We start from the raw sequence: 20,753 nt of genomic DNA on the forward strand, positions 1-20,753 counted from the left end.
GGGGCTTCCAGGATGTTTTCTTCACCACTCTTGCGGATATGTTCCTCAGAACGGAATCTCGTCATCCGCGAAACCGCTGTCGGCTGGCGGTGGTGCCTGCCGCTGCTGGCTGCCGTAATCATCGCCACCGCGTGACTGGCTGCCGCCCTGGCGCTGGCCACCGCCGCTGCTGCTCTGCGGACGCTCGCGCTGGCCGCCACCGCTGCCACCGCCCTCGTTGCCACCAAGCATCTGCATCTCGCTGGCGATGATGTCGGTCGAGTAGCGCTCGATGCCGTCCTTGCCGGTGTACTTGTCGGTGCGCAGCGAACCTTCGATATAGACCTGGCGACCCTTCTTCAGGTAGTCGCCGGCGATCTCGGCAAGCCGGCCGAACAGCTTCACGCGGTGCCACTCGGTGCGCTCCTGCTTCTCGCCGCTCTGCTTGTCGGTCCAGGTTTCCGAGGTGGCCAGGTTGATCGTGGTGACTGCGGTGCCGCCGCCGGTATGGCGCATTTCCGGATCCGCGCCAAGGTTGCCGACCAGGATGACTTTGTTGATGCCGCGTGCCATGGGAATGTCCTCTGTTGAGCCGGCCGTACGTCAGGGGTAGTTACGGCCGGAGTGATGAATCTGGCTGGCTATCATAACCTCGGCGGCCTCTGAATCCATCTGCGGAGCCCCCGGCATGGCGTGGGCCTGCGCCGCCACCGGCCGTCTGCGCCGGAAGGCGGGCGCTCTGCCAGGATTCCGGCTGTCGGCGGCGGCCCGGGCCGGTTCAGGCTGCGATGAAGCGGTGGCCGACCCCCGGCTCGGTCTTCAGCCAGCGCGGATTGGCCGGGTCGTCGCCCAGTTTCTGGCGCAGCTTGCCGATCACGATGCGCAGGTACTGGCTGTCGCCGGTGTGGGTCGGCCCCCATACCTCGCGCAGCAACTGTTGCTGGGTGACCACGCGGCCGGCGTGGCGCAACAGCATCGCCAGCACCGCGAACTCCTTGCGGGTCAGCGCCAGCGGCGCGCCGTCCAGGCTCACTTCGCGACGGGCCAGATCGATGCTGAGCCGGCCATCGTCGTAGCGCGGCGGCACCTCCGGTTCACCCGGCCGGTTGCGCAGCAGCGCACGCAGCCGCGCCATCAGCTCCTGGATGCCGAACGGCTTGGTCATGTAGTCGTTGGCACCATGATCGAGCGCACGCACCTTCTCGCTCTCGGCATCGCGCACCGACAGCATCAGCACCGGCAGCTGGCTCCACTGGCGCAGCTCGGCCAGCACGGCATGGCCCTCCATGTCGGGCAGGCCGATATCGAGGATCACCAGATCCGGCGTGCGCGTGGCCGCCAGCGCCAATCCCTCGGTCGCCGTCGCCGCGAGCAGCACCTCGTAGCCTTCGGCGCGCAGGCCGATATCGAGGAAGCGGCGGATCTGCGCCTCGTCGTCGATCACCAGGATGCGCGGAGCGGCTGAAGTCATGGGGATGGCGTCATGCGTCGGTATCGGGCGGCGCCGGCAACGGCAGGCTGATGCGGATGGTGGTGCCGATGCCGTCGCCGGGCAAGGCCTCCACGCTGCCGCCGTGCGCGCCGATCATGCCGCGGCAGATCGCCAGGCCCAGCCCGGTGCCCTGCGGCGCACGGTCGCCGCGCGATACCGAATAGAACATGTCGAAGATGCGTGCCCGCTCGTCTTCCGGTATGCCGGGGCCACGGTCGCTGACATCGATCAGCAGGCGTTCGCCGGTGCTGTGCACGCTGACCCGCACCGGCTCGTCGGGTGGCGAGAAGCGCGCGGCGTTCTCCAGGATGTTGAACAGCGCTTGTTCGATCAGCGCGGGATGCACATAGAGCAGCACCGTCTCCGGCGGTGTCATCGTCTCCACGCGCAGCTCCGGGAACAGCTTGCGCAGGCGCGTCACGGCGGCGGCCACGATCTCGGCGCTGTCGGTCCAGTCGCGGTTGAGCTTCAGCGTGCCGTGGCCGAGCCGGGTCATGTCGAGCAGGTTCTGGATGTAGCGATCCAGCCGCTGACCCTCGCCGAGGATCGCCTGCAGCAATTCGCGGCGCTCCTCCTGCGGCAGTTTCTCCTCGTAGCTGATCAGGGTGCCGGCGGCACCGATCATCGAGGCCAGCGGCGAGCGCAGGTCGTGCGACACCGACGACAGCAGTGCGTTGCGCAGGCGCTCGGTCTCGCCCTGCACGCGCGCGCCTTCGAGTTCATCGGAAAGCCGCGCACGCTCCAGCGCCTGGCCGATGTCCTGGGTCATCGCCAAAGCGAGGCTGCGCTGGTCGGGATCCGGCTCGCGCAGCGCCGGATCGAAGCGCAGCGCCACTGCGCCCAGCGGCCGGCTCTCGCTACCCAGCGGCAGCACCCAGCACGGCGCGCCGTTCAAGGTATCGGTGTAACGCCCGGCCTGCTCGCCATGGCGGTCGCTCCAGTCGGCCGCAGCCAGATCCTGGGCCAGCAACGCTCGCTCCACGGGCACGCTCGCCACCACGCGCAACACCTGCTCCGCATCGCGGGCGAGGATCGCCGCATCACAACGCAATGCATGCGCCAGCGCCTTGCTGCCGACGTCGCGGATGCCACCGGCGTCGGTGCTGGCGGTCAGTTGCTGGCCCAAGGTGAGCAGTGCGCGCGCCTGCACGTGCGCGCCGCGCAAGGATTCCACCTGGCTGGCCAGTCGCGTGGCGAGACGGCTGCACACCAGCGCCGCCACCAGGAACAGCGTCACTGCCAGCACGTCGTCGAAGTTGGAGATCGCCAGGGTGTAGCGCGGCGGTGCGAAGAAGAAGTTGTAACCGAGGAAACACAGGATCGCCGTATAGACGGCCACCGCCATGCGCGTGCGCACCGCCACCACCAGCACCGCGGTGAGGAAGATCAACGACAGGTTCGCCACCGACAGGTAACGGTCGGCGATGAAGGCCAGCCCGAACGCGACCAGGATGGTGAGTGTGGCGTAGATGTATTCGCTGCGCGAACCGCGCGCGGACGGCAGGCGCATCCGGCGGCGTGCCTTCGCCCGCTCGCTCGGCGTGGCGATGATGGTCAGTTCCAGGTGCGCGCCGCGGCGCAGCAGCAACTGGGTCAGTGAACGACCCAGCATGCGCGCCACCAGCCGTTCGCGGGTGCGGCCGAGGATGATCTGGCCGACGCCCTCGCGATCGGCGTGCGCCAGCAGTTCGTCGGCGATCGCGTGGCCGCGCAGGATGATCGCCTCGCCGCCGAGCCGGCGGGTCAGCCGCATCGCCGCATCCAGCCGCTCGCGCCGTGCGGGGTCCAGCCGGGCGCCGGTATCGACGAAGGCGACGCTCCACGGTGCACCGCGGCGCTCGGCGATGCGCCTTGCCACGCGCACCAGGTACTCGCTCTGGCCGTGGCCGTCGATCGCCGCCAGCACGCGCCGGCGTACCGTCATCGCGCTGCCGCGCGCCAACATGTGCTCGCGCAGGTCGCTGTCGACGTGGCCTGCGATGGTGTCCAGCGCCAGTTCGCGCAAGGCGGCCAGATTGGTCGGCGAGAAGAACGCGTCGAGCGCGGCGGCAGCCGTCTCCGGTACATACACCTTGCCTTGCTTGAGCCGGCCGATCAGCTCGCGCGGCGGCAGGTCGACCAGCACGATGTCGCGCGCATGGTCGAGGAAGGCGTCCGGCACCGTCTCGCGTACGGTGATGCCGGTGATGCGCCGCACCTGGTCGTTGAGGCTTTCCAGGTGCTGCACGTTCAGCGCTGTGTACACCTCGATGCCGGCATCGAGCAACTCGGCGATGTCCTGCCAGCGCCGCTCGTGGCGCCCCCCGGGCAGGTTGTGGTGCGCCAATTCATCGACCAGCAGCACCGCCGGCTTGCGCGCCAGCGCCGCATCCAGATCGAACTCGGTGAAATCGCGCTCGCTGCCGTCGGACGACTTGTAACGCACGGGGCGGCGCGGCAACACCTCCATGCCTTCCAGCAGGGCCGCGGTTTCGGCGCGGCCATGCGTTTCGACCACGCCGACCACCACGTCCACGCCCTGCCGCTTCAATTCGCGCGCGGCGGACAGCATCGCGTAGGTCTTGCCGACGCCGGGCGCGGCGCCGAGAAAGATCTTCAGCCGATGGGTGCGCTCGTCGTGCTCGGTACTCAACAGGGCATCGGCACGTGCTTCGCGGGAAGGTTCGGTCATAGGTGTCCCATCTTCGCCGGTTTGCGAGCGATTGGCTCCCTCTCCCTTCAGGGAGAGGGGTGGGGAGAGGGGCCGGAGCTTGCGCCATTCTCACATCGGAGCCGGCTTTGGATCAGCATCGGCGCGAGCACCCGCCCCTCATCCGCCCTCCGGGCACCTTCTCCCCAAAGGGGAGAAGGGCTCCCTAACGTTGCGGTGCATCCAGCGCCAGGTTGAGCTGCAGCACGTTGACCCGCGGCTCGCCGAACACGCCGAGCTGGCGCCCGCTGGTGTACTCGTCCACCAGCGCCTGCACCTGCGTGGTGCCGAGCCCGCGCGCCTTCGCCACCCGCGCCAGCTGGTACTGCGCCGCCGCCGGGCTGATCTCCGGATCGAGACCGCTGGCCGAGGCGGTGACCAGGTCCACCGGCACCGGCGCGGTGTTGCCCGGATCGGCGGCACGCAACGCGGCGATGCGCTGCTTCACCGCATCCGTCAGCGCCGGGTTGGTCGGGCCCAGGTTCGAGCCACCGGAGTTGACGCCGTTGTCCGCCTGCGGCGTGGTCGCCGACGGCCGGCCCCAGAAGTACTTCGGGTCGGTGAACGACTGGCCGATAAGCACGGAACCGATCGGCTTGCCATCCTTCACGATCAGGCTGCCGTTGGCCTGCCGCGGAAAGACCAGCTGGGCCAGCCCGGTGGCCACCAGCGGATAAAGCACGCCGGTGATCGCGGTCATCAACAACAGCAGCATTGCGGCATTGCGCAAGAGCCTGGTCATGGTCATCGCCTCAGTAGTGCAGGATCGCGTCGATCAGCGCGGTCACCTGGTGGTATTTCGTGCCGCCGTCATAGGCCGGGAAATCATAGGCGCGCTCGTAGCGCAGCTCCGGACGGATCTCCAGGTCCTGCGACACCCAGTGCGTCATGCCGATCGTGTGGCTGGAATAGCGCGTGGCGAAGCCGGTGCGCTGGCCCTGCACGTCGTTGTAGAACTCGTTGCGGATCGACAGCATGTTGGTCGGGTTCAACTCGATGTTGAAGTAGTTGACGATGCCGTAGGCCGGGTTGTTGCCGGCCGGAAAATTCGGCGCTTGGCCCAGCGGATAACCCGGCACGCCGAGCGGCGCACCCTGCTGGTCGCGCACGTAGATGTGATAGACCTCGGTCAGCATGTGCACGCTGCGCGTGAAGCGGTGGCCCCAGGTCAGCACGAATTCCTGCAGGTTGTTGTAGGTCTGCTTCGACTTGTTCCAGGACTCCACGCAGGGGTACAGCATGTCGTTGTTCGACGCGGATACCCAGCGCACGCAGGCCTGCGCGCTCAGCGTGCCGGAGCTGTTCCAGAACGCCGAGTCGTCGCCGCTGTGCACGCCCAGCTGCACCGTCCACTGGTCGTTGAGCTTGGTCGTGGTGATGATGCCGGTGTTGGTATAGGCATCCACCGTGTACAGAATGGAGTGGGTCAGCAGGTAGTTCTCGGGGGCGAACTGCGCCTCGATGTCGGGGATCGACAGATAGCGGCCTGCGGTGATCTGCATGCCCTGCGCCACCCAGGGGATGTACAGGTCGACGTACCAGATCATCGGGTCGTCGCCGTAGGCCTTGCCCGGCAACTGCTGGGTGTTCGGGTTGTTCAGCAGCTGGTTGCTGAAGACGCCCTTCATGGTGGTGTAGTGGTAGTCGTAGCCGTACAGGTTGTCGAAGTGGAAGCCCCAGTCGAGGTGATCGGTCTGCACGGTATCCGGCAGCCGTTCCACCCGGAACAGGAACTGGTCGAACTCGACACGATTCGGCCGCGTCGCATAGGACAACGGGTAGTTGGTGAAGCCCGACGAACTGAAGTTGGCCGAGGGATTGATCCAGCCATACGTCTCGATCCGGTTGGCCTGCATCCACTGGCCCAGCCTGGTACAGGCCAACGCCTTTTCCAGCGGGTACTGCGAATTCTCGTTCGGTACGCCGATGGCATTGTCGACGCCGCCGAGCTGCCATTCGGACGACGGGAACGGCGCCGAATCGAACGGCGAGTCCAGCGCGCGGCGCTTCGGCGCCGGCGCGTTCGGATCCGCCGGCTGCGCGTCTTCGCGATAGGCCGCCGCGAGGCGCGACAGAAACCCGCTGGAGCAGTCGCTGCTCGTCGCCACCGGTGCCGTGGATACGGTCGTGTCCTTGTCGGCCGAAACCGGCGACGCGGCGACATCCGCGCCCGCCTGTGCCTGCCCGGCTGCAGCAAGCATCAGCATCAAGGCAAGCGATGCAACTTTCTTGTGTGACATGTCTTTCCCTGCAACTTCGGCCCGCAACGGCCGTCTTTTCTATAGTGGATGGATATTCGTGGGTTGCCGCCGCGTGACGCCCGCGGGTATCAGATGCCGGCGTAACCGCCGAGTACGTAGTCGTCCTGCTCGCTGCGCGGGGCCTGGTCCGCGGCCACGGTGGGCAGTTCGCTGCGCGACCGCAGTGGCAGCGCGATCACCACGTCGCAGTCGGAGTCGTTGGCCGACAGGCGCAGCTCCATGTCGGGATGGGTGTCGTCGGGAAGGGATACCGAAAGTTTCAGCGTTTGCATGACATAACTCCATGGAAGGAAGTCGTCATCCCAGCGAAGGCTGGGATCCAGCGACTTGCAAGCAAGCGACTGACACTGGGTCCCAGCCTTCGCTGGGATGACGGGCAAAAGCTTCACGCCAGTCCAACCAGCACCAGCAACATGTCGATGAGCTTGATGCCGAGGAACGGCACCACGATGCCGCCCAGGCCGTAGACCAGCAGGTTGCGGCGCAGCAGCGCGCCGGCGCCGAGCGCGCGGTACTTCACGCCCTTCAGCGCCAGCGGGATCAGGAAGATGATGATCAGCGCATTGAAGATCACCGCCGAGAGGATCGCGCTCTGTGGCGTCGCCAGGTGCATCACGTTGAGCGCGTTGAGCGCGGGATAGGTGGTCGCGAACGCGGCCGGGATGATCGCGAAGTACTTGGCGATGTCGTTGGAGATCGAGAACGTGGTCAGCGAGCCGCGGGTGATCAGCATCTGCTTGCCGATCTCCACCACCTCGATCAGCTTGGTCGGGTTGGAGTCGAGATCGACCATGTTGCCGGCCTCTTTCGCCGCCTGCGTACCGGTGTTCATCGCCACCGCCACGTCGGCCTGGGCCAGCGCCGGCGCGTCGTTGGTGCCGTCGCCGCACATCGCCACCAGCCGGTTCTCGGCCTGGATGTCGCGGATCAGCTTTAGCTTGGCTTCGGGCGTGGCCTCGGCGAGGAAATCGTCGACACCCGCTTCGGCCGCGATCGCTGCAGCGGTGAGCGGGTTGTCGCCGGTGATCATGATGGTCTTGATGCCCATCTTGCGCATCTCGGCGAAGCGCTCCTTGATGCCGCCCTTGACGATGTCCTTCAGCTCGATCACGCCCAGCGCCCGCGCGCCTTCGGTGACGATCAGCGGGGTGGCGCCGCGCCGCGCGATGTCCTCGGCCATGCGTTTCACCAATGGCGGCAGATGGCTGCCTTGCGACTCCAGATGCTTTTCCACCGCATCCAGCGCACCCTTGCGGATCTGCCGCGCACCGAAATCGACACCGCTCATGCGGGTCTGCGCGGTGAACGGCACGAACTGCGCGTGCATCGCCTCGAGCTGCTGTTCGCGCAGGCCGAAGTTCTCCTTCGCCAGCACCACGATGCTGCGACCTTCCGGCGTTTCGTCGGCCAGCGAGGCCAGCTGCGCGGCCTCGGCCATGATCCTTTCATCAATGCCCGGCGCCGGATAGAACGCCACCGCCTGGCGGTTGCCCAGGGTGATGGTGCCGGTCTTGTCCAGCAGCAGCACGTCGACGTCGCCGGCCGCCTCGACCGCACGGCCGGAGGTGGCGATCACGTTGGCGCGGATCATCCGGTCCATGCCGGCGATGCCGATCGCCGACAGCAACGCGCCGATCGTGGTCGGGATCAGGCAGACCAGCAGCGCGATCAGCACCGTGAGCGTGATCGGATGGCCGATGCCCGCCGCCTGCACGCTGTAGATCGAATACGGCAGCAAGGTGGCGCAGGCCAGCAGGAAGATCAGGGTGAACTTCGCCAGCAGGATGGTCAGCGCGATCTCGTTGGGCGTCTTGCGCCGCTTGGAACCTTCCACCATCGCGATCATGCGGTCGAGAAAGCTCTCGCCCGGATTGCTGGTGATGCGCACCACCAGCCAGTCCGACAGCACGCGGGTACCGCCGGTCACCGCGCTGCGGTCGCCGCCGGACTCGCGGATCACCGGTGCGGATTCGCCGGTGATCGCGCTCTCGTCCACGCTGGCCGCGCCGACCACCACTTCGCCGTCGCCGGGAACCGGCTCGCCGGCCTCGACCAGCACGTGGTGGCCGGTGCGCAGATCGCTGGACGGCACGAAGGTGATCGCTGCATGGCGATCGGCCGAGGCCAGCTTCTTCGCGATCACATCCTTGCGCGAACTGCGCAACGCATTGGCCTGCGCCTTGCCACGGCCTTCCGCCAGCGCCTCGGCGAAATTCGCGAACAGCAGGGTGAACCAAAGCCACAGGCTGACCCAGAAGATGAAGCCGGTCGGCGCCTCGCCGTGACCGGCTAGCGCCTGCACCCACAACAGCGTGGTCAGCACGCTGCAGACGAACACCACGAACATCACCGGATTGCGGAACTGCAACCGCGGCGACAGCTTGCGCAACGAATCGGCCATCGCCGTGAGCACCAGCTCGCGGCTGAAGCCGCTCGCTGCTTGAGTTTGTGCGGTCATGATTCAGTGTCCCGCCATCAGGGATTCGGCGATCGGCCCCAGGGCCAGGGCCGGAAGGAAGGTCAGCGCGCCGACCACGATCACCACGCAGGCCAGCAGCGTGACGAACAGCGGCGTATGCGTGGGCAAGGTGCCGGCCGATTCGGGTACGTGGCGCTTGGCCGCGAGCGAGCCAGCCATCGCCAGCATCGCGATGGCGAGCGGGAAACGGGCCAGGAACATGCAGATGCCGAGCAGCACGTTCCAGAACGGCGTGTTGACCGAAAGGCCGCCGAACGCACTGCCGTTGTTGTTGGAGGCCGAGCTGACCGCGTAGAGGATCTCGCTGAAGCCGTGCGCGCCGGGGTTGGCCACACCCGCCACGCCCGCCGGCACCATGACCGCGATGGCCGTGCCGATCACCACCAGCGCACACGGCAGCAGCACCGCGAGGCTGGCCATCTTCATCTCGTAGGCCTCGATCTTCTTGCCGAGGTATTCCGGCGTACGGCCCACCATCAGCCCGGCGATGAACACCGCCACCACCGCGAAGGCGAGCATGCCGTACAGGCCCGAGCCGACACCGCCGAAGATCACTTCGCCCAGCTGGATCAGCCACATCGGCACCAGGCCGCCGAGCGGCGTCAGCGAGTCGTGCATCGCGTTGACCGCACCGCACGAGGCGGCCGTGGTGATCGCCGCGAACAGGCCGGACGCGGCGATGCCGAAGCGGGTCTCCTTGCCCTCCATGTTGCCGCCGGCCTGCAGCGCCGAGGCATGCTGATCGACCGCCAGTCCATGCAACGCCGGATTGCCGGCCTGCTCGGCCGCCACCAGGGCGATCGTCAATGGGATGAAGATCACCAGCATGGTGGCGAGGATCGCCCAGCCCTGGCGCCGATCGCTCACCTGCATGCCAAACATGTAACAGAGGCCGCCAGGGATCAGGAAGATCGCCAGCATCTCGATGAAGTTGGAGAACGGCGTGGGGTTCTCGTACGGGTGTGCCGAATTCGCATTGAAGAAGCCGCCGCCATTGGTGCCAAGCATCTTGATCGCGATCTGCGACGCGGCCGGGCCCATCGGCAGGGTCTGCGTGGTGACCGGCGTTTCCCTGGTCACGTCATGGCCCGCGGCATCCTTCACCGCGTTGCCCGCCGCGTCCTTCACCGTCTCGGTGTAGCTGGTGGTCTGCACCACCGGCACGTCGACATAGGACTTGAAGTTCTGCACCACACCCTGCGACACCAATAACATCGTTATCAGCAGCGACAGCGGCAGCAGCACGTACAGCGCGCTGCGGGTGAGGTCGACCCAGAAGTTGCCGATGCTGAGCGAGGAGCGCCGGCTGAAGCCGCGCACCACCGCCACCAGCACCGCGATACCGGTTGCCGCGGAGAGGAAGTTCTGCACCGCCAGCCCCAGCATCTGGGTCAGGTAGCTCATCGTCGACTCGCCGGCGTAGCCCTGCCAGTTGGTGTTGGTGGCGAAGCTGATCGCGGTGTTCATCGCCGAATCCGGCGAGACGGCGGCAAAGTGTTGTGGATTGAGCGGCAGCCACTGCTGCACGCGCTGCAACAGATAGACGACCAGCACGCCGAGCACGTTGAACAGCAGCATGGCCAGCGCGTAACGCTTCCAGCCCATGGCTTCGTCATCGCGGATGCCGCACAGGCGATAGATCACGCGCTCCACGCCACCGCCGAAACGGGTGACGCGGTTCGGCGTATCGGAAAACACCAGCGCCATGTAGCTGCCGGCCGGCTTCACCAGCAGCAGCAACACCACCAGGTACAGGCCGACCTGCAGGAAATCATTGCTGGTCATTCGAACCACTCCGGCTTGAGCAGGGCCACGCACAGGTAGCCGGCCAGCGCCGCGGCGATCAGGCCGGCGAGGATATACAGGACATTCATGACGGAAAGCTCATGTCAGTGGAAAAAAGTGCAGCGGCTTATTTGCGCGGGCTCAGCCGATCGCAGATCAGCGCAAAGCCCAGCACGGCCGCGCACAGCACGAGCAGGAACAAGAGGTAGACGAAATCCATCGGCGTCGACTCCAGGAATGGGCGACGCGCACTGTAGGAAGTACCGCATAAGAACGGGGTATCGCGGCAGCGGCTACGCGTATAGAACGCGTAAAATTTTCCGCATGGACGTGCGGACCGGCTTCAGGCCGTCATGTGCAAGGAACCCTCGCCATTCGCCGCGGTGTCCGATGGCAGCCGCTCGATCGCATAGCCTGCCGCATCCCATGCATCCAGGCCACCCAATAGCGGACGCACGTTGCGGTAGCCGATCGCCATGAGCAGCTTGGCCGCCTTGGCGGCGGAGACTTCGTTCGGGCAACTGCAATAGATCACCAGCTCGCGGTCCCGCGAGATGTCCTGCAGCGCCTGGTCGACACCGTCCAGGTCAGCCAGCAACGCACCGGGGATGATCCGCGTGTCGAGCAGGCGTGCGGCCTGCGAGCGCACGTCGACCACCACGGGATTCTGCCCGTCGGCGATGGATTCGCTCAGTTCGTCCACCGTGATCCGGGCCATGCGCAAGGCCACCAGCAGGCGCCGGCGCTGCCACCACTTGGCCGCGATATAGAGCACGAGCAGACCCAGCAGCAGCTCCAACGCCACCGTGCCTGCGCTGGCCAGGTCAGCCAGGAGATCGTCGATCTGCGCTGCAAAAGCATGGCCGAGCCCCACCGCCATGCCCGCCCACAGCAGCGAGCCCAGACCATCCAGCAAGATGAAGGTGCCGGCGCGCAAACCCATCGCGCCCACCAGCGGCGGCGCCACCGTCGACAACCCGGGCACGAACTTGGCGATCAGCAGGATCCGCCCGCGCCAGCGCTGGAAGCGCAGCTCGGACTGCTTCACGCAGGAATCGGGCGACAGCGATATGCGGCAGATCGTGCGCATCACGCCAGCACCGAAGCGCCGACCCGCCCAGTACCAGACCAGGTCGCTGAGCAGGCAGGCAAGCACCACCGCCGACATGATGCCGGCCAGCGGCAGCTTGCCGCTGGCGCTCAGCGCGCCGGCCACGACCATGGTCGGTACCGCCGGCACCGGCACACCCGCCTGCTCCACCAGCACATTGAAGAACACCAGCAACAGGCCGTACTGGGCGATCAGCGCGATGATGTGATGGGCCATCGGATCGATACTCGGTCACGGTTCCGCAAAACCGCAGGCACCCATGATTGGGCCAACCAACCGCCATTGCAAACCGTCGAGGACCGCACCGGAACGTCACCGCCCGAGCCCGATCCGCCGTCCCGGCCGGCCGCTTTCGCCGAAAACGTCGCCCGCGTGACCCTCGGCGCGTCGCAAATCGCGGCGCAACCCTCGTCGCAGCCTTATAATCGCGAGGATACGCCGCCTTGAAGCCCCCATGAACTCGATGCCAGCCGACGCCCGACGCCCCGCCGACTTCGCCCATGTGCGCGACCTCGCCGCTGCCGACATGCAGCGCGTCGATGCGTTGATCCGCCAGCGGCTGTCCTCCGACGTGGTGCTGATCAACCAGATTGCCGACCACATCATCGCCAGCGGCGGCAAGCGGCTGCGCCCGATGCTGCACGTGCTGGCCGCCGGTGCCGCCGGCTATCGCGGCGACCGCCACGCCAAGCTCGCCGCGATCATCGAGTTCATCCACACCTCCACCCTGCTGCACGACGACGTGGTGGACGAGTCCGACCTGCGCCGCGGCCGCAAGACCGCCAATGCGCTGTGGGGCAATGCCGCCAGTGTGCTGGTCGGCGACTTCCTGTATTCGCGCTCGTTCCAGCTGATGGTGGAACTCGATGACATGCGCATCATGCGCATTCTCGCCGACACCACCAACACGATCGCCGAGGGCGAAGTGCTGCAGCTGCTCAACATCGGCAACGCCGACGTCAGCGAAGCGGCCTATCTGGCGGTGATCGAGCGCAAGACCGCCGTGCTGTTCGCCGCGGCCACCGAACTCGGCGGCATCCTCGGCGGCCTGCCGGAAACGCAGGTAACTGCGCTGCGCCGCTACGGCATGGAACTGGGCTACGCGTTCCAGATCGCCGACGACCTGCTCGACTACGTCAGCGATGCCGGCACCCTGGGCAAGAACATCGGCGACGACCTCGCCGAGGGCAAGCCGACGCTGCCGCTGATCTATGCGCTGGAGCAGGCAAACCCCGCGCAGGTGCAGTCGTTGCGCCACGCGATCGAACACGGCGGCCTCGACTCGCTCGACCGCATCATCGCCTCGATCCGCGACTCCGGCGCACTGGAACGCACCCGCGAACGGGCCGTGATGCATGCCGAGGCGGCCCAGGCCGCGCTCGACGATCTGCCTGCCTCGGTCTATCGCGAAGCGCTCGCCACGCTGGCCGACTATTCGGTACAGCGCACGTTCTGACTGATCGCATAGCCACAGCACGCTTCACCATTGGGTTGGCCAGGGAAACCAACCGTTCCCGAATGGACGCTGGCACCGCCGCCGCTGATCGGCCAGACTTCGCCCCATGCTCCGTTCGCGTTCAATCAGCTGGTTGTTGCAGCTTGCGGTGATCCTGCTGCCACTGGGATCGGCGCACGCCGCCAGCGCCAGCTATCGCTACGACACGGTACATAGCCAGATCGTCTTCAGCATCAGCCACGACGGCTATTCGCGTCCGTTTGGACGGCTGCATATCGCCAAGGGCTGGCTGCGTTTCGATCCGGACGACTGGAGCACCGCAGCCACCGAGCTGGACATCGACCTGGGCAGCCTGGACATGGGCGATGCGGACTGGAACAAAGCCGTCTGTAAGCCAAGCCTGCTCGACTGCACGCATGATCGCCACGCACACTTCGTCAGCACCCGTATCGAACGTAAGGATGCCCAGCATGGCGTACTCTATGGCCTGCTCAGCATGCGCGGTGCGAGCCAAGCCGTGAGCATCCCCTTTACCTTCAACCGCGCCGGACGAACGATCTACGGCCTGCACGACGTAGCCGGCTTCTCGGCCACCGCCATGCTGGATCGCGACGCTTTCGGCATAACCGCCTATTCCGGTTCGATTGGGCACCAGGTAAGCGTGTGGCTGGAGCTTGAGGCGATCCGCGACGACCACGCTGTCCCACCTTCGAAGGAGCAACCATGAGCCTGCGCAGCAATGACCGCCAGTGGGGTTCGGTGGCCAAGTTTTTCCACTGGGTCATCGCGCTGGCCATCATCGGCAACGGCATCTTCGGCCTGCTGATGGACCTGGCCCATTCGCCGATGCAGAAGATCAACTGGCTGGCCCTGCACAAGTCGATCGGGCTGACCGTGCTCGCGTTGTTCCTGTTGCGCGTGCTGTGGCGCTGGAGCGATCGACGACCCGTAGAGGAGCCCACCCCGCGCTGGCAGCAGCTGGCAGCACGCCTCACCCACGGCACGCTGTATCTGCTGATCGCAGCGATTCCGCTCAGCGGCTGGTGGTTCAACTCCGTCACCGGCAAGCCGCTGCAATGGTTCAAGCTGTTCAATCTGCCGGCGCTGGGGGCGAAGAACGACGCGTTGCGTCACCTCTCGCACGCGGTGCATGAATATCTGTTCTGGCTGCTGGTGCTGGTGCTGGTGGCGCACGTAGGTGCGGCGTTGAAGCACCATGTGTTCGACCGTGACAATGTGCTGCGCCGGATGCTGCCGTTCGGCCGACCGCGCAACGATTCCACTCCCCGAGGAGAATCCTGATGCATCGCCTTGCCCTTCTTTTTCTCGCACTCGCCCTGCCCTGCGCTGCCGCCGCGACCGACTACAGCGTGCAGCCGGCGGCCAGCACGCTGGGCTTCAGCGGCACGTTCCAGGGCGCTTCCTTCAATGGCCAGTTCGGCCAGTGGACAGCCGCGATCAGCTACGACGCCGCAAAACTCGCCACCTCGAAATTCGACGTAACCGTGACCCTGGCCAGCGTGAAGACCGGCGACAAGGATCGCGACGGTGCCTTGCCCGGCTCCGATTTCTTCAATGTAGCGAAGTTTCCGCAGGCGCACTTCGTCACCACCGGCTTCCATCAGAACGGTGCACAGGTGATCGCCGACGGCAACCTGACCTTGCGCGGCGTGACCAAGCCGGTCAGCCTCAACGTGACGTTCAAGCCGCACGGCAGCGGCGCCACGCTGGATGTCGCCGGTACGGTGAAGCGGCTCGACTTCGGCGTGGGCACAGGCGACTACGCCGACACCTCGGTGATCGGGGCGGACGTGAAGATCAACGGGCACCTGCAGCTCGCGCCGAAGTAAGCGGCCACCTCGATGGCGGGCGACACGCTGTGGCAACGCCTGCGCGGCTGGCTCACGTCCGAGCACGCCGGCGCCATCGCGACACCCGCGCCGCGCAATGCAACGACCGGCTCGACGCGGGTAGCCGACAGCCTGCGCAGCCTGCTCGGTGATCCGACCATCCCCGCGTCGGTTCGCAGCGAACTGGCCACCGACTTCGGCCGCATCGAGCACATGCTGGACAAGCTCGAACGCGGCGAACTGCACATTGCCGTGTTCGGCCGCGTGTCCACCGGCAAGTCGGCACTGGGCAATGCGCTGCTCGGCCATGAGGCGTTCGCGGTCGGTGTGCTGCACGGCACCACCACCGATGCCGCGCATGCGCGCCTCGACGAGGCACAGCACGATGGCCTGGTGCTGATCGACACGCCCGGCATCAACGAGCTGGATGGCGAGGCGCGCGAGCAACTCGCGTTCGAGGTCGCCGAAGTCAGCGACCTGGTGATCTTTGTCTGCGACGGCGACCTCACCCGCGAGGAACTCGATGCGCTGAAGACGCTCGCCGCCACCCAGCGTCCGCTGCTGCTGGCGCTGAACAAGGCCGACCGCTACGGCCGCGACGAACTGAGCAGCCTGCTGGAGCATCTGCGCTTGCGCGCAAGCGGCCTGGTCCGCGCGGAAGACGTGCTGGCGGTGGCCGCCGATCCCGCCGCGCAGCGGGTGATCGAACTCGATGCGCACGGCCGCGAGCGGGCGCATGAGCAGGCGCGTCCGCCCGATGTCGCCGCCCTGCGCGAACGTCTGCTGGCGATCGCGGCGCGCGAAGGCAAGACGCTGTCGGCGATCAATGCCGGGTTGTATGCCGGCCGGCTCACCGACCAGGTCAGCGCACGCATAGCGCAGACACGGCAGGCGGTCGCCGCGAACCTGATCCGGCATTACTGCATCGCCAAGGGCGTGGCGGTCGCCCTGAACCCGATCCCGGTCGCCGACCTGCTCGCCGCCGCCGGACTGGATGCAGCGATGGTGGTGCAGCTGTCACGCGTGTACGGATTGCCGCTGACCCGCGCCGAATCGGGCCGGCTGGTGGCGGTGATCTCGGCCCAGCTGGCCGCGCTGATGGGCGCGATCTGGAGCATGCAACTGGTCGCCTCGGCATTGAAGGGCGTCAGCGCCGGCCTGTCGGTAGTGGTCACCGCCGCTGCGCAAGGCGCACTCGGCTGGTACGCCACCGTGCTGATCGGCCGCGCCGCCGAACGCTACCTGATCGCCGGCAAATCCTGGGGCGAAGCCGGCGCCAAGCGCGCCGTCGCCGAGATCGTCGCCAGCCTCGACCGCGACTCGATCCTGCGCGAGGCGCGCGAGGAACTCCTGAGGCGGCTGAAATCACACCGGGCATAGCACGACTGCAATTGCCCTGTCTTCCGGTGCCGGGCATCATGCATGCGATGAACCTGATCACGCCGCCAGCGCCATCGACCACCCAGCAGCCCATGGTGGTCAACTGTATCGCCTACCGCAACGACGGCAGCCGGATCGGCGACATCAGCCTCGACGCGATCAGTGACGCGCTGAAGGAGCCGGACACCTTCGTATGGGTCGGCCTGCACGAGCCCGACGAGGCCCTGCTGCTCAAGCTGCAGCAGGAATTCGGCCTGCACGACCTGGCGATCGAGGATGCGCACGCCGCGCACCAGCGCACCAAGCTGGAAACCTACGGCGACTCGCTGTTCCTGGTGGTGCAGACTGCCCAGCTGATCGAGGGTCATCTGCAATTCGGCGAGACGCACCTGTTCCTTGGCCCGCGCTACCTGGTCAGCATCCGCCACGGTGCCTCGCTGTCCTACGCGCCGGCACGGCGCACCTGCGAACACACGCCGGCACTGCTGGCGCTGGGCCCCAGCTATGCGCTGTACGGCGTACTCGACTTCATCGTCGACAACCTGCTGCCGATCGTGCGCGACTTCCGCGAGGAACTGCAGCAACTGGAACAGGACATCTTCGCCGAGACCTTCAAGCGCAGCACGGTGAAGCGGCTGTACGACATGCAGCGCGACCTGATGACGTTGCGCCTGGCGGTGGCGCCGCTGCAGGACATCATCAGCCAGCTGGTGCGCCTGCACCCGAACCTGATTCCCGAAAAACTGCGCGCGTACTTTCGCGACGTCTACGACCACGTGTTCCGCGTCAACGAATCGATCAACGCGATGCGCGAAATGCTCACCGCCGCGATCAACGTCAACCTCTCGCTGGTCACCTTCGGCCAGAACGAGGTGATGAAGAAACTCGCCGGCTGGGCCGCCATGCTCGCCGCACCCACCCTGCTCACCAGCTGGTACGGCATGAACTTCACCCATATGCCCGAGCTCAGCCAGCCATGGGCCTATCCTGCTGTCATCGTGGCGATGCTGTGTGTGGTCGGCGGCATCTTCCTGCTGCTCAAGCGCGCGAAGTGGCTGTGAGCTGAGCCACTCATAGCGATGCTCATGAAAACGGCGGCTCGAAGGCCGCCGTTTTCATTGCCCGTTGATCCAGCTCAGTTTGTCGCGGTCTTCGACGTATCCACGGCGGTCCACTGCTTCAGCCATGCATTGACGGCGTCATGCCACTGCACGCTGTTGTGCGGCTTCAGCACCCAGTGGTTCTCGTCCGGGAAGGTCAGGAACTGGCTGGGGATGCCGCGGCGCTGCATGGCGGTGAACGCACCCAGGCCCTGGGTGATCGGAATGCGGAAATCGTCGCCGCTGTGCACCACCAGCATCGGCACGCGCCAGTCCTTGACGTGGTTGATCGGGTTGAACTTCTCGTAGTTCTCCGGATGCTCGTACTGGGTGCCACCATTTTCCTTCTCCTCGAACCACAGTTCTTCGGTGTCGTAGTACATCGCGCGGGTGTCGAACACGCCGTCGTGGTCGACCAGGCACTTCCACGGCTGGTTCCACACGCCAGCGATCCAGTAGGTCATGAAGCCGCCGTAACTGGCGCCGAGCGCGCAGGCGCGGTTGCCGTCGAGGAAGCTGTACTTGTCCAGCGCGGCCTTCCAGCCCAACTTCAGATCCTCCAGCGGCTTGCCGCCCCAGTCGCCGGAGATGGCATCCGTGAACGCTTGGCCATAGCCGGTGGAACCGTGGAAGTTCACCGTCACCACGGCGAAGCCCTGTCCCGCGTAGGTCTGCGGGTTCCAGCGATAGCTCCAGCCATTGGTCATCGCACCCTGCGGGCCGCCGTGGATGATGAAGGCAACCGGATAGGTCTTGCCCGGCTGGTAACCGACCGGCTTGACCACATAGCCCTGCACGGTCTCGTTGTTCCAGCCCTTGAAGTTGAAGAACTCGAAATCACCGACTTTGGCGTTCTTCAGATCCTCGGCGTTGAAGTGGGTGACCTGCTTCAGGTCGCTGCCGTTGGCCTTGGCGAGATACAGATCGGCCGGGTGTTTCAGGTCGTCACGGCTCAGCAGCAGCTTGTCGCCGACCAGTGAATAACCATCCACGGTCCCGTCACCGGACAGCCGCGTGACCTCGCCGTTGGCCGGATCGATCGCGAACAGCGGATGCTGCCCCTCGTCATCGGCCGTGGCATACAGCGTCTTGCCATCGGCGGAAATCGACAGACCGCCGGGCGAACGATCCCACTTCGGATCGACCTCGCGCTTCGCGCCGGTAGCCAGATTCAGCGCCATGATCGCGAAGCGGTCCGCTTCGAAGCCCGGCGTCTTCATCGCCAGGTAGTACAAGGTCTTGCCGTCCGGCGATGCCACCGGATACGCATCCCACGCCTTGTTGTCGGCAGTGAGGTTGCGCGGCGCGGCCGAGCCGTCCACCGGCACGCTGTACACGTCGAAGTTGGTCGACCACGGCTCCGTCGTTCCGGCGATGCGCGCATCGAAATACACCGTCTTGCCATCCGGCGCGAAGCCGAATTCGCTCTCGTCGCCAAACGGCTTGCTCGGCACGTCGCCATCGATGCCGCGACTCAGCAGGGTCGGCTCCACCGGCAGCTGGCCCTTGTCATCGAAGCCGGCCACGAACAGCTGGTTGCGCCGACCGTTGGCCCAGGTATCCCAGTGCCGCACGAACAGCTTGGTATATAACGTGCCGCTGGCCTTGTCCTTGCTGCGCGCCTCGACTCGCTGCTGGGTGCAGGCCAACGTGGCGCAATCGGTGAACACCTCGTACGACAGCAGCACCTGCTTGCCATCCGGCGACAGCTTGTAGCCGTTGATGTCCAGCGGCGCATGGCTCACCTGCACCGGCGCCGCGTGCTTGGCCAGATCCAAACCACCTTTGCCGCCCAGATCCACTCGCCACAATTGCGCCACGCCCTTGGCAGGCGCCACGAAATACAGGCTATGCCCATCCGCCGACCACAGCGCCGAGCCGCCCTTGTCGACCACCTTCACCGGCTGACTGCCATTGCCCGACAGATCCAGCACATACACCGCGTTGATACCCTTGTTCGCCGCATAGTCCGTACTGCGCACGCCGAATGCGGCATAACGCCCATCCGGCGACAGTTGCGGATCGCTGACCCGCTGCATCATCACCAGGTCGCGCACGTTGAATGGATGCGGGCCATGCGTCTTGACGAAACTGGTGTCCGTGATATCGCCCGCCATCGCAGGCACGGCCACCAGCGCCAGCAGCAACGCAGAAATCAAAGGTTTCATAAAGTATTCCTAAATTGGCTCAAACCCTGACGGTAAGTACGTAGAACTTATGGGACGCAAGCAGTCCGCTACTCTACTTGTAGAAAATTACCACGAGCTGTGCGCTTGGTAGATCGCCGAAGTTACAATACAGGTCTGCGCATCAAAGGCACCAGAAAGCATTCTTGGTGCCCACTGAAAAGCTTGTGCAAGCGGATTGCAATCGATATTTTCCGGACAACGCCCCAGCCAGGAAAAGTAGAAATAATGAATCGCTGGAAAGCCTCTGCCATCCACCTGACCATCAGCATGGGGCTCGCCGTGGGTATCGCTGCCCTGCTCTACTTTCTATGGTTCCCGCCACCCTATTTCATCGCGGCCGGCGCCAGCCGGCTAATTATCCTGCTCATGGGTGTGGACGTCTGCATTGGCCCCTTGCTGACCTTGCTGGTGGTCAGTCCGCACAAGGCCAAGCGCCTGCTGAAGCTGGATCTCTCGATCATCGCAATCATCCAAGTAATCGCCTTCGCCTATGGCGTTCACGTGATCGCCGCAGCGCGGCCGGTATTTGTTGTGGCAGAAGTGGACCGGCTGGTGCTCGTCTCGGCCGACCAACTTGCTGATGCTGATCTGGCCCGCGGCAGCCAACCGATCTTCCGCAGACGCTCCTGGACCGGACCCAGCTTGGTTGGCGCGTTACCGCCTAGCAATTCCGTCGATCCTGGCGCGGTGATAAAGGTGTTGGAAGGCGGCAAGGATATAGATCAGCTGCCCCAATTCTACGTCTCCTATGCTCAAGTCATAGACAGAGTCATGCATCACGCCATACCGCTACCTCAACTGAAACATGTTACGGCCAGTCAGCGCAGGCAACTCGATGAGATCCAGAGCACTGCCGGAAGCACGCCTTTGCTGGCATTGCCATTACAACGCGGCGATCACGACTACACCGCGATCATGTCGCCGGAGACCCGACGCCCCCTCGCGATACTGGCTATCGAGCCTTGGTAAAACCGGGGGGATT

19 protein-coding genes are annotated in these 20,753 nt (G+C 65.6%); 8 read left to right on the forward strand and 11 right to left on the reverse strand.

Annotated elements, in window-relative coordinates:
- Positions 1 to 45: 45 nt before the first annotated feature.
- The 10 genes from ssb to B0E46_RS09085 all read right to left on the reverse strand — a co-directional run bounded on the left by ssb (position 46) and on the right by B0E46_RS09085 (position 12,012).
- Positions 46 to 552, reverse strand: a complete 507-nt coding sequence (gene ssb / locus B0E46_RS09040) for a single-stranded DNA-binding protein (RefSeq protein ID WP_077555444.1) — start codon at positions 550 to 552, stop codon at positions 46 to 48.
- Between the two features lie 205 nt (positions 553 to 757).
- The gene (locus B0E46_RS09045; protein ID WP_077555445.1) at positions 758 to 1,450 is read right to left on the reverse strand and encodes a response regulator transcription factor; all 693 of its coding nucleotides are present in this window, start codon (positions 1,448 to 1,450) and stop codon (positions 758 to 760) included.
- Between the two features lie 10 nt (positions 1,451 to 1,460).
- Positions 1,461 to 4,142, reverse strand: coding sequence for a sensor histidine kinase KdpD (locus B0E46_RS09050; protein WP_077555446.1), 2,682 nt, complete (start codon positions 4,140 to 4,142; stop codon positions 1,461 to 1,463).
- Positions 4,143 to 4,326: 184 nt separating this feature from the next.
- Complete coding sequence (kdpC, locus tag B0E46_RS09055; protein ID WP_077555515.1) at positions 4,327 to 4,902, reverse strand: potassium-transporting ATPase subunit KdpC; 576 nt, start codon at positions 4,900 to 4,902, stop codon at positions 4,327 to 4,329.
- Positions 4,903 to 4,912: 10 nt separating this feature from the next.
- Positions 4,913 to 6,400: an outer membrane beta-barrel protein gene (locus B0E46_RS09060; protein WP_077555447.1), complete on the reverse strand. Its 1,488-nt coding sequence runs from the start codon at positions 6,398 to 6,400 to the stop codon at positions 4,913 to 4,915.
- Between the two features lie 89 nt (positions 6,401 to 6,489).
- Positions 6,490 to 6,693, reverse strand: a complete 204-nt coding sequence (locus tag B0E46_RS09065) for a hypothetical protein (RefSeq protein WP_077555448.1) — start codon at positions 6,691 to 6,693, stop codon at positions 6,490 to 6,492.
- Positions 6,694 to 6,806: 113 nt separating this feature from the next.
- Positions 6,807 to 8,879 carry a potassium-transporting ATPase subunit KdpB gene (gene kdpB / locus B0E46_RS09070; RefSeq protein ID WP_077555449.1) on the reverse strand — a complete coding sequence of 691 codons (2,073 nt, stop codon included), beginning with the start codon at positions 8,877 to 8,879 and terminating at the stop codon, positions 6,807 to 6,809.
- A gap of 3 nt (positions 8,880 to 8,882) precedes the next feature.
- Complete coding sequence (gene kdpA, locus B0E46_RS09075; RefSeq protein WP_077555450.1) at positions 8,883 to 10,685, reverse strand: potassium-transporting ATPase subunit KdpA; 1,803 nt, start codon at positions 10,683 to 10,685, stop codon at positions 8,883 to 8,885.
- A complete protein-coding gene (gene kdpF, locus B0E46_RS09080; protein WP_077555451.1) occupies positions 10,682 to 10,774 on the reverse strand; it encodes a K(+)-transporting ATPase subunit F in 93 nt (30 codons plus the stop codon). The genes kdpA and kdpF overlap by 4 nt, the downstream gene beginning before the upstream one ends.
- Positions 10,775 to 11,028: 254 nt before the next feature.
- Positions 11,029 to 12,012, reverse strand: a complete 984-nt coding sequence (locus tag B0E46_RS09085; protein WP_077555452.1) for a VTT domain-containing protein — start codon at positions 12,010 to 12,012, stop codon at positions 11,029 to 11,031.
- Between B0E46_RS09085 and B0E46_RS17720 the strand changes: the two genes are divergently transcribed.
- The 7 genes from B0E46_RS17720 to B0E46_RS09115 all read left to right on the forward strand — a co-directional run bounded on the left by B0E46_RS17720 (position 12,004) and on the right by B0E46_RS09115 (position 17,543).
- Positions 12,004 to 12,243, forward strand: coding sequence for a hypothetical protein (locus tag B0E46_RS17720; protein ID WP_168171172.1), 240 nt, complete (start codon positions 12,004 to 12,006; stop codon positions 12,241 to 12,243). The genes B0E46_RS09085 and B0E46_RS17720 overlap by 9 nt on opposite strands.
- 7 nt (positions 12,244 to 12,250) lie before the next feature.
- Positions 12,251 to 13,252: a polyprenyl synthetase family protein gene (locus B0E46_RS09090; protein WP_077555453.1), complete on the forward strand. Its 1,002-nt coding sequence runs from the start codon at positions 12,251 to 12,253 to the stop codon at positions 13,250 to 13,252.
- 106 nt (positions 13,253 to 13,358) lie between these two features.
- Positions 13,359 to 13,979, forward strand: a complete 621-nt coding sequence (locus B0E46_RS09095; RefSeq protein ID WP_077555454.1) for a YceI family protein — start codon at positions 13,359 to 13,361, stop codon at positions 13,977 to 13,979.
- The gene (locus tag B0E46_RS09100; RefSeq protein ID WP_077555455.1) at positions 13,976 to 14,554 is read left to right on the forward strand and encodes a cytochrome b; all 579 of its coding nucleotides are present in this window, start codon (positions 13,976 to 13,978) and stop codon (positions 14,552 to 14,554) included. The genes B0E46_RS09095 and B0E46_RS09100 overlap by 4 nt, the downstream gene beginning before the upstream one ends.
- A complete protein-coding gene (locus B0E46_RS09105) occupies positions 14,554 to 15,102 on the forward strand; it encodes a YceI family protein (RefSeq protein ID WP_077555456.1) in 549 nt (182 codons plus the stop codon). Before B0E46_RS09100 ends, B0E46_RS09105 begins: the two co-directional genes overlap by 1 nt.
- 12 nt (positions 15,103 to 15,114) lie before the next feature.
- The gene (locus B0E46_RS09110) at positions 15,115 to 16,482 is read left to right on the forward strand and encodes a GTP-binding protein (RefSeq protein WP_077555457.1); all 1,368 of its coding nucleotides are present in this window, start codon (positions 15,115 to 15,117) and stop codon (positions 16,480 to 16,482) included.
- 47 nt (positions 16,483 to 16,529) lie between these two features.
- Positions 16,530 to 17,543, forward strand: a complete 1,014-nt coding sequence (locus B0E46_RS09115) for a magnesium and cobalt transport protein CorA (protein WP_077555458.1) — start codon at positions 16,530 to 16,532, stop codon at positions 17,541 to 17,543.
- A gap of 74 nt (positions 17,544 to 17,617) precedes the next feature.
- Here B0E46_RS09115 and B0E46_RS09120 read toward each other — a convergent pair whose 3' ends face one another.
- Positions 17,618 to 19,750, reverse strand: coding sequence for a S9 family peptidase (locus tag B0E46_RS09120; RefSeq protein WP_077555459.1), 2,133 nt, complete (start codon positions 19,748 to 19,750; stop codon positions 17,618 to 17,620).
- 246 nt (positions 19,751 to 19,996) lie between these two features.
- On the opposite strand from B0E46_RS09120, the gene tfpZ reads away from it, so the two are divergent.
- Entirely contained in the window at positions 19,997 to 20,740 is a 744-nt protein-coding gene (tfpZ, locus tag B0E46_RS09125; RefSeq protein ID WP_139350483.1) for a TfpX/TfpZ family type IV pilin accessory protein, read from the forward strand.
- Positions 20,741 to 20,753 lie beyond the last annotated feature (13 nt).

The sequence above is a fragment of the Rhodanobacter sp. B04 genome (assembly GCF_002001125.1).
Classification (GTDB): domain Bacteria; phylum Pseudomonadota; class Gammaproteobacteria; order Xanthomonadales; family Rhodanobacteraceae; genus Rhodanobacter.